At 57.2% G+C, this 10,680-nt stretch carries 9 protein-coding genes and 1 pseudogene; 9 read left to right on the top strand and 1 reads right to left on the bottom strand.

From position 1 onward, the window contains the following. The first annotated feature begins 91 nt into the window (after window positions 1-91). The 8 genes from DBR23_RS05290 (at window position 92) to tfpZ (ending at window position 9,675) form a co-directional block, all read left to right on the top strand. Window positions 92-1,699 carry a serine/threonine-protein kinase gene (locus DBR23_RS05290; RefSeq protein ID WP_233250288.1) on the top strand — a complete coding sequence of 536 codons (1,608 nt, stop codon included), beginning with the start codon at window positions 92-94 and terminating at the stop codon, window positions 1,697-1,699. Window positions 1,700-1,716: 17 nt separating this feature from the next. Further along, a complete protein-coding gene (locus DBR23_RS05285) occupies window positions 1,717-2,505 on the top strand; it encodes a Stp1/IreP family PP2C-type Ser/Thr phosphatase (RefSeq protein ID WP_108497536.1) in 789 nt (262 codons plus the stop codon). A 41-nt stretch (window positions 2,506-2,546) separates the two neighbouring features. Continuing rightward, a complete protein-coding gene (locus tag DBR23_RS05280) occupies window positions 2,547-3,197 on the top strand; it encodes an FHA domain-containing protein (protein ID WP_056056604.1) in 651 nt (216 codons plus the stop codon). A 73-nt stretch (window positions 3,198-3,270) separates the two neighbouring features. Next, window positions 3,271-5,535 (top strand): CHASE2 domain-containing protein, encoded by a 2,265-nt coding sequence (locus tag DBR23_RS05275; RefSeq protein ID WP_108497535.1) that lies wholly within the window; start codon window positions 3,271-3,273, stop codon window positions 5,533-5,535. A gap of 10 nt (window positions 5,536-5,545) precedes the next feature. Continuing rightward, window positions 5,546-6,334: an MBL fold metallo-hydrolase gene (locus tag DBR23_RS05270; protein ID WP_108497534.1), complete on the top strand. Its 789-nt coding sequence runs from the start codon at window positions 5,546-5,548 to the stop codon at window positions 6,332-6,334. A gap of 323 nt (window positions 6,335-6,657) precedes the next feature. After that, window positions 6,658-7,170 (top strand): prepilin-type N-terminal cleavage/methylation domain-containing protein, encoded by a 513-nt coding sequence (locus DBR23_RS05265; protein WP_108497533.1) that lies wholly within the window; start codon window positions 6,658-6,660, stop codon window positions 7,168-7,170. A 41-nt stretch (window positions 7,171-7,211) separates the two neighbouring features. Beyond that, window positions 7,212-8,912 carry a PglL family O-oligosaccharyltransferase gene (locus DBR23_RS05260; RefSeq protein WP_199227636.1) on the top strand — a complete coding sequence of 567 codons (1,701 nt, stop codon included), beginning with the start codon at window positions 7,212-7,214 and terminating at the stop codon, window positions 8,910-8,912. Beyond that, window positions 8,905-9,675: a TfpX/TfpZ family type IV pilin accessory protein gene (tfpZ, locus tag DBR23_RS05255; RefSeq protein WP_108497531.1), complete on the top strand. Its 771-nt coding sequence runs from the start codon at window positions 8,905-8,907 to the stop codon at window positions 9,673-9,675. Before DBR23_RS05260 ends, tfpZ begins: the two co-directional genes overlap by 8 nt. Before the next feature lie 57 nt (window positions 9,676-9,732). Here the strand turns inward: tfpZ and moaC are convergent, their stop codons facing one another. After that, window positions 9,733-10,254 (bottom strand): cyclic pyranopterin monophosphate synthase MoaC, encoded by a 522-nt coding sequence (gene moaC / locus DBR23_RS05250; protein ID WP_108497537.1) that lies wholly within the window; start codon window positions 10,252-10,254, stop codon window positions 9,733-9,735. Window positions 10,255-10,423: 169 nt separating this feature from the next. On the opposite strand from moaC, the pseudogene DBR23_RS05245 reads away from it, so the two are divergent. Continuing rightward, a pseudogene (locus DBR23_RS05245) lies at window positions 10,424-10,680 on the top strand (peptidase M48); the annotation flags it as partial.

The raw sequence follows: 10,680 nt of genomic DNA, 5'->3' as shown, positions 1-10,680 counted from the left end.
GTTGGTGGGCGAAATGGCGGAGAAGCTGGGCGCCCCAGCGGCGCAGCTGGGGGAGCATGCTGCCTATCCGGTGGAGGTGTTGGCGCAAACCTTGTCATCCATTCGCCTCGGGCTGGGCGTGACAGAGCCAGGCTGGGCTACTCCGGCCGCTTGGCTGGTGTTGGCGCTGGGGGGGGTGTATCTGGTGCTGTTGGCGCCGCGTTTGGCGCGCCCCGTCGGGATGGGGGGCGGTGCGGCGCTCGCGCTCACCGTTGTCATCGCCGAATGGACCCTTTTGCGCTATGGGGGGTTGTGGGTTCCGTTGTTGCTGCCAGTGCTGGCTGTATTGGCTGGTACTACCGTGGTGGTGCTTTTGCACCGTGGTCGGCTGAGTGTAGCCCCCGGACGTTCCGCAGAAGCCGCCGAAACGGACCGCATGATGGGCTTGGCCCTGCAGGGCCAGGGACAACTGGATATGGCCTTTGAGCGCCTGCGCAAGGTACCTGCCAGCGACGCGCTTCTGGACAATCTCTACCATCTGGCGGAGGATTTCGAGCGCAAGCGCCACTTCGGCAAGGCGCAGACGGTCTACGAACATATCCTGCGCCATGACCGGCATTACAAGGACGCCCGCAGCCGCTACAAGCGTGCCAAGGCTCAGGCACAAGGTGGCGCGCAAGCTCCGCAGGGCGCCAAAGACTCTTTGCCGGGTGCCGGCGCTGCAGCGCCCCGCCTGCCAGGCGATGCGAGCGTCGGCGTGCCCATGTTGGGACGCTACCAGATTGATCGTGAAATTGGCAAAGGCGCCATGGGAGTGGTGTATCTGGGGCGCGATCCAAAGATCGGCCGCGTCGTAGCCATCAAGACGCTGGCCTTGGGGCAGGAGTTCGAAGGTGACGCCCTGATCGATGCGCGCGCACGGTTTTTCCGAGAAGCCGAAACTGCAGGCCGATTACAGCATCCGAACATCGTCACTATTTTTGATGCCGGTGAGGAGCATGACTTGGCCTATATCGCCATGGAGTTCCTCAAGGGTCAGGACCTGACCCATGTCTGTGGCCAGGACCGGCTGCTGCCGGTCCCCACCGTGCTCTCCATTGCAGCCAGGGTGGCCGATGCGCTGGACTATGCCCATGCCCACAATGTGGTCCACCGCGATATCAAGCCCGCCAACATCATGTTTGACAGTGGCACAGACGCGGTCAAAGTGACGGACTTCGGTATTGCCCGCATCACGGATTCGAGCAAGACCCGTACGGGGCTGGTTCTGGGAACGCCCAGCTTCATGTCTCCGGAGCAACTGGCGGGAAAGAAAGTAGATGGGCGCTCCGACCTTTATTCGCTGGGCATCACCCTCTTCCAGTTGTTGACGGGCACGCTGCCGCTGCGGGGCGCGTCCATGACCGAGCTGATGCACAAGATCGCGAGCGTGGAGGCGCCCGATGTGCGCCAGCTGCGCCCCGAACTCTCAGCCGCAGTGGCCAGGGTGGTGACGCTGTCGTTGCAAAAGCGGCCTGAGACGCGTTATCAGACCGGGCGGCAGTTCGCGGCGGATCTGCGGCAGGCCATGGCCGGCGATGCCCGATTCAGCCCTGAACCAGTCGTCTATGATGCGGACCGCGATGCAACAGGGCAAGAAATGGCGGATTTTCAGGAAACCGTGATGGAGCCCCCCGCTGTGCGGGGTGCGGCAGCCCCGCCGATTTCGGGCGCCCCATGACGCACGCCCCCACATCCATGACCTACGAATTCACTGCGCGGACCGACAAGGGCCGCGTGCGTTCCAACAACGAAGACGCGGTAGCCGTTGACCGCGATGCGCAGGTCGCGATATTGGCCGATGGCATGGGCGGCTACAACGCGGGCGAAGTGGCCAGTGGCATGGCCACCACCTTCATCCGTACCGAAATGGCCCGCTGGTTGGCCCAAGCCGGCGCGAGTCCTCAGTCCACGGACGTGCGCCGGGCCCTGGAAATCTGCGTGGAAAACGCCAATCACGCCATTCTGGGGGCGTCTCTCTCCAATCCGCAGTACGCGGGCATGGGTACGACGCTGGTGGTTTCAGTGTTCCACGGCAGCCGCCTGATCTTGGGGCATATTGGCGATTCGCGCTGTTACCGTCTGCGTGATGGTGCTTTGCAGCAAATCACGCGCGACCATTCCTGGTTGCAGGAACAGGTCGATGCGGGGCTGCTGACGGCGCAGCAGGCGGCCATGTCTTCCAATCGCAATCTGGTGACTCGGGCCTTGGGTGTGGAGCCCAATGTGCTGATGGAAGTCAACGAGTTTCAGGTGGCGCCGAATGATCTGTTTCTACTCTGTTCCGATGGGCTCACCGACATGGTGTCCGATTCGGATCTGGCGGAGCTTGTGCGGGTGCCCATGCCTTTGGAGGAAAAAGCGACACTGCTCATTGACACCGCCAACGCCAACGGCGGTCGTGATAACGTGAGCGTGCTGCTGGTGCAGGCTGCCGCTGGGGGCAAGAAGCGTGGCCTCATGTCCCGATTGCTAGGGGCCTCTTGAACGGCCCGAACTACAACAATTCATCACATCAGGAGTGGATCATGCCGAGAATGATCGTTTCAATCGACGGCGTTGTCATCAAGGAAGTGCAGCTGACCAAGGAGCGGACCACGCTGGGCCGGCGCCCCTACAACGACATCGTGATCGACAACCTTGCGGTGAGCGGTGAGCATGCCGTGCTCCACATGGTGGGACAGGATGTGGAGATTGAAGACCTGGGCAGCACCAACGGCACTTATGTGAACGCCAAGGCCGTCAAGCGCCAGGAGTTGCGCAATGGCGATACGGTGGAAGTGGGCAAGTACAAGATTCGGTTCCTCCAGGACGCCGAAGGGCAGAACTTTGAGAAGACCATGATCTTCAAGCCCGGAATGGTGCCGCCTGCGGTCGCCGCTGCCAGGCCCGCTCCGGCCGCGCCTGCGCCAGCACCGATTTCGGCCGTGATTCGGGTCATGTCCGGTGCTGCTGCGGGGCGTGAAGTGTCGCTGCAGAAGGTGGTTACCACGATTGGAAAGCCGGGTGTGGCTGTGGCTTCCATCACCAAGCGGCACCAGGGTTTTGTCTTGGCCCATGTCGAAGGACCGGACATGCCGCTACTCAACGGCGCTGCCATTGGTGCATCGCCGGTTCCTCTGAAGCACGGTGATCGCCTGGAACTGGCTGGCACCGAGATGCAGTTCGAGCAAAGCTGAAACTCTGCAAAAGGCTCGCATATTCGCTGCGGGCCCTTGCTGACTGGACACTCTAATTCTTGCGCGTGGACCTATGTTGCAGTCCTTGTCGCAGCTGTTCCTCCGACGCTGGCAACGCATCGCAGTCACGCTGATACCGCTGGTTTTTGCGTTGCTGCACGTGGACGATGTGCTCCACCTGCAGGTGTTGGAGCGACTGGATAACATCATCTACGACACCCGCTTGCGGGTGACCATGCCACGAACGCTGGACGAACGGATCGTCATCGTCGATATCGACGAGAAGAGCCTGGGGCGCGTGGGGCAATGGCCCTGGCGCAGGGACAAGATGGCTGCACTGGTGCATGAGCTGTTTGAGCGCCAGCAAGTGGCCGTGGTGGGGTTTGACGTTCTGTTTGCCGAGTCCGATGAAAGTTCGGGCCTCTCTACGCTGCAACAACTGGCGCAGGGCCCTTTACGCAGCCAGCCGGCCTTCAAAGAGCAACTGGAACGTCTGGCGCCCTCGCTGAACCATGACGCTCTTTTTGCGCAGTCTCTCCACGGGCAGCCAGTGGTGCTGGGTTACTACCTTTCGGGCGAAGACCGCGACGGCATCACGAAAGGCATGTTGCCAGAACCCGCCCTGCCCGTGGAGCGCTTGCGGGGCTTGCCTCTGGGGGCGACTACGTGGCGTGGGTACAGCAGCAATATTGAGTCCCTGACCCAGGCGGCACCTGCTGCAGGCTTCTTCAACTCGATCACGGACGAGGACGGAGTTGTTCGTTCCCTGCCCCTGTTGGCAGAGTACCAGGGGCAGTATTACGAATCGCTGGCATTGGCCATGTTCCGCACCGCCATCGGTCTGCCAGAGATTCACCCGGGCTTTGTGAATCCCAAGCCGTCCGGGACGCATGATGTGCTCCAAAGCATCGTGCTGCGCCAAGATGGTCGCACGCTGGCGCTCCCCGTGGACCAGCAGTTGGCCACGCTCATCCCCTACCGTGGGCCGGGCGATGCCAAGGGTGGTTCCTTTCGGTACATCTCGGCGTCGGACGTTCTGGATGGCTTGCTGCCGGCTGGTCAACTCAAGGACCAATTGGTGCTGGTAGGTTCGACAGCACCTGGGTTGCTGGATTTGCGTGTGACGCCGGTGGGCAGGACGTACCCAGGCGTGGAGACCCATGCCAACGTGTTATCGGCATTCCTGGATGGCAAGAGCATCGTTCGGCCTGACTATGCCGCTGGGTTTGATGTGCTGCAGCTGCTGTGCGCGGGTTTGCTATTGGCAGTCGCCTTGCCGCTCTTGTCAGCGTCGTCTGCGGTCTTGCTCAGTGGTGGTGTGCTTTGTGCGCTGGTAGGACTCAATCTGTGGATGTACATCGCGCAGGGGCTGGCGTTGCCGCTCGCCACTGCGGTGGTGATGGCTATGCTGGCCTTTGCCCTCAACATGGCGTATGGCTACTTTGTGGAGAGCCGCTCCAAGCGCGAGCTCGCAGCGCTGTTCAGCGCCTATGTGCCGCCAGAGCTGGTGGCCGAGATGGTCAAGCAGCCTGAGCACTACAGCATGCAGGCCACCAACCGGGAGCTGACGGTGATGTTCTGCGACATGCGCGGCTTCACCGCGATGTCTGAACGGATGGAGCCGCTGCAATTGCAAGGCTTGTTGAATGAGGTGTTCAGCAAGCTCACCCACATCATCCGCAGCCACCGGGGAACGATTGACAAATACATGGGCGACTGCGTTATGGCTTTTTGGGGGGCTCCAGTGGCCACGCCTGATCATGCGCAACTGGCAGTGACTGCGGCCCTGGAAATGTCGCAGGCCATTGGGCAAATCAACGCCAATCATCGGCAGCGCGGTTTGCCCGAGATCGGGGTGGGCATTGGGCTCAACACCGGGGTCATGTGCGTGGGTGACATGGGCTCTGACATCCGGCGCAGCTATACGGTCATTGGCGATGCGGTCAACCTTGGCTCCCGCCTGGAGGGACTGTCCAAGCACTACGGTACTTCGATCGTGGTAAGCGAATCTGCCATGCAGCTCGCCCCTCAGTTTGTATGGCAGGCCATGGACCGCGTGCGTGTCAAAGGCAAGGCCCAGGCCGTGCCGATTTACCAGCCCCTCGCACCCCGGGGGCAGCTACCCACTGATCTTGCTGAAGAACTGGCTGTGTGGGAGGGTTTTCTGCGTGCCTACGCTGCACAAGATTGGGCACAATGCGACAAACTGATGGGGCAGTTGCGAGGTCTTAGACCCCACAGCATCCTGTACGAGTTATACGCGGCACGGGTCGAAGGCCTGCGTAATTTGCCTTTCAACCCAGATTGGGATAGCGCCACCAATTTCGACACCAAGTAGAAGGCTCGACATGAAGGTTCGCGTGCTGGGGTGTTCCGGCGCTATAGCCAAGGACTGTCGCACGACATCGTTCTTGATTGGTGACAGCATCTTGCTCGATGCTGGCACTGGCGTGGGCGACCTCACGCTGGAAGAGATGGGCAAGATTGACCATGTGTTGCTGACCCATTCCCACCTGGACCATATCGCAGCTCTACCTCTGATGCTCGACGCGGTGTCGTCCCTGCGTCGTCGCCCGGTTCAGGTGCACGCACTGGCTGCCACCATCGCGGCGTTGCAGACGCATGTGTTTAACAACGTCATCTGGCCAGATTTCAGCGCTATACCTTCTACCGCATCCCCGTTTTTGCAGTATCGGACCTTTGTTACCGGTGATGTACTAAGCATAGCAGGCACCCAAATTGAGGTGCTATCCGCCCACCACGCCGTACCAGCCGTAGGCTTTGCAGTGCAGGGCGACACCGGTTGGTGGGTGTTCAGTGGTGATACAGAGCGTAATCCTCCGTTCTGGAACCGCATCAATGCACTGCCGGTAGCTTGCCTGGTAATCGAAACCGCCTTCAGCAACCGCGAACGTGATCTGGCTCGCCGCAGCATGCATCTCTCGCCCGAGACTCTGGCGCAGGAACTGGCGCTCATCCCGGGCGCGCACCGATACCCCATCTACATCACTCATACTAAGCCGTCGGAGACCTCGCTCATCATGAAAGAGATCAAACGGCTAGACTGCACCACTGACACCCATTACGGCGTGCATGATATCCGTTGGTTGACTGCGGGGCAGACGATGCAGGTATAAGGGGGCGTGCGCTTGGCTGTGACAATACTGGGCGACAAAAATGTAAGTTCGCGAGTGATCATGAGCCACCTGCAGCGTCAACTTGGACATCCGTAGGTAGTTCCAGTTGGTGGGTTCGTCAACAATTCTGCATACGAGGTCTTTTGCGAAGAGTTGTTCGAAAAGTGCTTGACTTTTGATGCTGGAGTCGAGGCGGGGATAGGCATTTGGCCTACCCAAAGGAATGAATGGTGGTTTCGGGCTGGTGATTGTCCGCTCACTTGAGAGCAGGCACGGCGTTTGCATAACTAACCTGCATTTGCAACTTTTCCTAGGAGTTCTTCATGAAGCGTTCTATCCAAAAGGGTTTTACCCTGATCGAACTGATGATCGTGGTTGCGATCATCGGTATCTTGGCTGCTGTAGCCCTTCCTGCGTACCAAGACTACACGGCGCGTGCCAAAATTTCTGAAGCAATTCTTGCTGCATCATCTTGCCGCACCAGCATTACGGAAACCATTCAGTCGTCGTCATCTGGTGCGACTATTGGTGCAAACGGCTGGGGCTGTGAAGTCTCAGCTGGTTCGGGTACGAAATATGTGAACTCCATCGCGACTACAGCTTCCAATCCTGGCGTAGCTGGAGGCGCTCGCATCGACGTGACGACGCAAGCCATTGCAACCGGGGCGAACGGTACTATTTCTTTGGCGCCTTGCGCCGCCGCAGTGAACACGTTTACAGCATGTTTGCAGCCTGCGCTCGGTACTACGGTCAATAGCTGGGTGTGTGGTCCAGGCCAGACTGGCACTGCTGTCTTGGCAAAATTTCTGCCTGGTTCATGCCGTGCAACAACCTAACCTTGCGAGGTTAGTAAAGGCGGCTTTGGCCGCCTTTTTTTATGTCTTCTCTCCTAACATCTCTACTCCACCTTTTTGGTCTTCTTGTATTTATTGCAAGTTGGCTTTCGTACGACCACTACAGGCCCTGGGTAAACTTCCACGCCGAAGCTTTGGCAGTGCTTGCTATTTGGTTTCTTGCCGTCAGTAGGGCGACTCTTGCATTTTCTGGGAAAGCCCCACTGGCTGCGCCACGCCGGATAGGATGGCTCCTCATAATTGCGATCATTCCTTGGCTTCAGTGGTTGGCAGGCACTGCATTGTTTGCCGGTGATGCTCTACTCGCATCACTTTATGTTTGTGCCCTAGTGCTTTCTGTCGTTGTTGCCTATTCCTACGCCCTTGATCTAGAACCGGCCGACGGACTCACGGCGATTTTTTTTGCGGTTTGGAGCGTTGCACTCATTTCTGCTGCCATCGGACTTTTACAGTGGTTGGAACTGCAAGAGCACTTTGGTATGTATGTAGTACAAACAGACTTAGGCGATAGGGCAATGGGCAATTTGGGGCAGCCGAACCAATTGGCGACCTTGCTTTTGATGGGCATGGTTTCGCTTGCTTGGATTTATGAGCGCAAGCTTATTGGTCCTATAGGGTTGGCTGCTGGCGTCAGCTTCTTGACATTAGTGCTGGTGCTCACTCAATCGCGCGCAGGAATGGTGAGCTTGCTCGCTATAGCACTTTACCTAGTCTGGAAAACCAAATCGCATGGCATGCGCCTGCGCCCTAGGCACATCGCGATATGGGCCGCCTGTTATCTGATTGTTGTGCAGTGCTTGCCTTGGGTGCACGATGCCCTTTTAATGGTCGATTCGCGCAATATGAGCCTACTCCGAGACAATGGGCGCATTCTCATTTGGAAGCAAGTATGGGCAGGAGTATTGCAATCTCCGTGGATCGGTTATGGCTGGAACCAGACGCCGACAGCGCACGCAGCCGGGGCCGTTAGTTTTCCCGGTAGCCTAACGTATACCAATGCCCATAACGCGGTACTGGATCTTATGGCTTGGGTTGGCATTCCTATTGCGCTATTGATCACTTTAGGTTGCTTCTTTTGGATAGTTTCTCGCCTTTGGTCAGCAGTGCACGTAGATTCTGTTCTCGCCCTGTCGGGGCTAGTCCCGATTGTAATTCACAGCATGCTCGAGTACCCATTTGCCTATGCCTACTTCTTGGTGACTGGCGGATTGTTCATCGGGATTGCAGAAGCCAGGCATTACGTACGAACTCAAAATTATATTGTTTCAATGCGCGCATTTACCCTTTTGTTGGTAATATGGGCCGTTGTGGGCTGTCGCGTAGTTTACGAGTATGCTCTTGTGGAAGAAGATTTTCGTGTGGTTCGATTTGAAAATTTGCGAATAGGCCAGACTCCATCTGATTACGTTCCGCCTCAAAAAATATGGCTTCTATCTCAGTTGGGCACAATGTTGAATGCCTCACGTATCCAGCCCTCCCGCAATATGACAGCCATTGAGATGGAGATATTGCGCACCGCCTCACTTAGATTTGCTTACGGGGCACTAGGACTGCGATATGCAATAGCATTAGGCCTGAACGGAGAGCCGGAAGCTGCCACCTATCAGATGCGGATTGTGAGAGGTATGTATGGGGAATATTATTATCGAGCTGCAGTTTCCGTTCTTCGAGCGATGGAGAATGAGAAATATCCAGAGTTGAACGCTGTCCTTACAAATGAATAGCATCTACTATCAAATAAAAAGCCGCTTGCGCGCAGGGGCGATTCATTTTTTGATTAGCGTTTCTGTGGCAGTGGTTGCGGGACTCGCTGTGTTCGGCTTGTGGTATCCATATCCCTATTGGGAAATATCGGGAGGGCGTGAACTTTTCATGATCCTCATCGCGGTGGATCTAATAATTGGCCCACTTCTTACAATTCTTATATTTGATCGAACCAAAATCAAGAGAGAGTTGATCGCCGACATCAGTATAATCGGCGTTTTACAGTTCGCTGCGCTGACTTACGGAGTCTGGTCTGTGTTTGTCGCGCGACCTGTTCATTTAGTTTTCGAGTATTCAAAATTCACGGTTGTGCATGCTGTTGATATAACGCCCGAATTTTTGGCCATGGCAACACCAGAGTTGCGCCACCTTCCGTTGACAGGACCGACTCCGATTGGGCTTAGGTCATTTAAAAACGCACAAGAACAACTTGACTCCACGCTGGCCGCACTCAATGGGCTGCCACTTGCTGCACGGAGTGATCTTTGGCAGTCTTATGCTGCGTCAGCGCCGTCTGTTTTACTGGCTTCTCGTTCGCTCGAAGAACTGTTTGCACGCTTTCCCGAGGCATCTGACCAAATCGCCACAGCGGTTAGCGACACGCGACGCACCTCTAGCGGCTTGAGATATGTCCCAATGGTAGGAAGGGAGCAGGCTTGGACTGTGCTTGTTGATGCTGTATCAGCACAACCGCTAGCCTACATGCGGCTCGACTCTTTTTGAGGTGGGAATAACTCTCATTGGCTCCAATTAAGTACGCAATCCATCGGTGCCCTGCCACTACGGTAAGGCCGGGTAATACCCCGACTTACCTCCTCGCTTCTCCTCCACACGAACTCCGTTGATAACCATGTCACGGTCAACTGCTTTGCACATGTCGTATATCGTAAGAAGTGCGACCTGCACGGCTGTCAATGCTTCCATTTCAACCCCGGTTGGGCCAAATGATTCCACTGTGGCACGACAGACGACCGCAGTATAGTGAAGAGAGCTATCGCTGGGAGCGTCGAAGTCCACGGCAACCCGAGTGAGCGCCAATGGATGGCATAAAGGAATTAGGCTGCTGGTTTTCTTGGCCGCCATAATGCCAGCAAGGCGCGCTACACCAAAGACGTCACCCTTTTTGGCTGTTCCGGAGTTGATGAGGATGAGCGTTTCAGGCTGCATCTCGATGCATCCGGACGCTACTGCGATCCGATGTGTCGGAACCTTTGCACCGACGTCGACCATGTGGGCTTGGCCTCGCGCGTCGAAATGGGTAAGGGGGGATGCCCCCTCAGTTGTCTCGGTACTGGATGTCATAGTCATGGCGATAAATGCCCCCCGCTTGTGAGTGCGCTAGAAAATATTGTTCTTCGCAGAATCATACGCTTGCGCCAGTTAGGGTTTACTGCGTTTCAGCCACAAAGCTAGTCTGGAGATACTCGTGAAGTCGAGAAAAAAAAGCTGCTCCCAGCTGTTGCGAGTGATGATGACTTTTCACTTGATAGTGCTGGGTGCGGTGTTGCCCTCCATCTCCAGCCCTAACTCCACCCTGCCAACCCTCGGCGACCCCAGCGACCTCACCACTAGCGCCGAGCGCCGCTTGGGCGACCGCATCATCCGCGAGCTGTACCGCGACCCGGACTACGTCGACGATCCGGTCGTGGCCGACTATGTGCAAGGCATATGGCACCCCCTCCTGGCAGCAGCCAAGGCTCGGGGAGAACTCAGTGCCGAGCTGGACGA

The organism is Acidovorax sp. HMWF018 (genome assembly GCF_003061035.1).
Classification (GTDB): domain Bacteria; phylum Pseudomonadota; class Gammaproteobacteria; order Burkholderiales; family Burkholderiaceae_C; genus Acidovorax; species Acidovorax delafieldii.
The sequence above is the reverse complement of the archived record's forward strand: the minus strand, read 5'-3'. Positions and strand labels throughout refer to the sequence as shown.

What these genes read in the sequence shown, in the direction of transcription:
- DBR23_RS05285 (WP_108497536.1), top strand. Translation starts at nt 1,717, where the DNA reads ATGACCTACGAATTCACTGCGCGGACCGACAAGGGCCGCGTGCGTTCC.
- DBR23_RS05280 (WP_056056604.1), top strand. Translation starts at nt 2,547, where the DNA reads ATGCCGAGAATGATCGTTTCAATCGACGGCGTTGTCATCAAGGAAGTG.
- DBR23_RS05275 (WP_108497535.1), top strand. Translation starts at nt 3,271, where the DNA reads ATGTTGCAGTCCTTGTCGCAGCTGTTCCTCCGACGCTGGCAACGCATC.
- DBR23_RS05270 (WP_108497534.1), top strand. Translation starts at nt 5,546, where the DNA reads ATGAAGGTTCGCGTGCTGGGGTGTTCCGGCGCTATAGCCAAGGACTGT.
- DBR23_RS05265 (WP_108497533.1), top strand. Translation starts at nt 6,658, where the DNA reads ATGAAGCGTTCTATCCAAAAGGGTTTTACCCTGATCGAACTGATGATC.
- DBR23_RS05260 (WP_199227636.1), top strand. Translation starts at nt 7,212, where the DNA reads ATGTCTTCTCTCCTAACATCTCTACTCCACCTTTTTGGTCTTCTTGTA.
- tfpZ (WP_108497531.1), top strand. Translation starts at nt 8,905, where the DNA reads ATGAATAGCATCTACTATCAAATAAAAAGCCGCTTGCGCGCAGGGGCG.
- moaC (WP_108497537.1), bottom strand. Translation starts at nt 10,254, where the DNA reads ATGACATCCAGTACCGAGACAACTGAGGGGGCATCCCCCCTTACCCAT.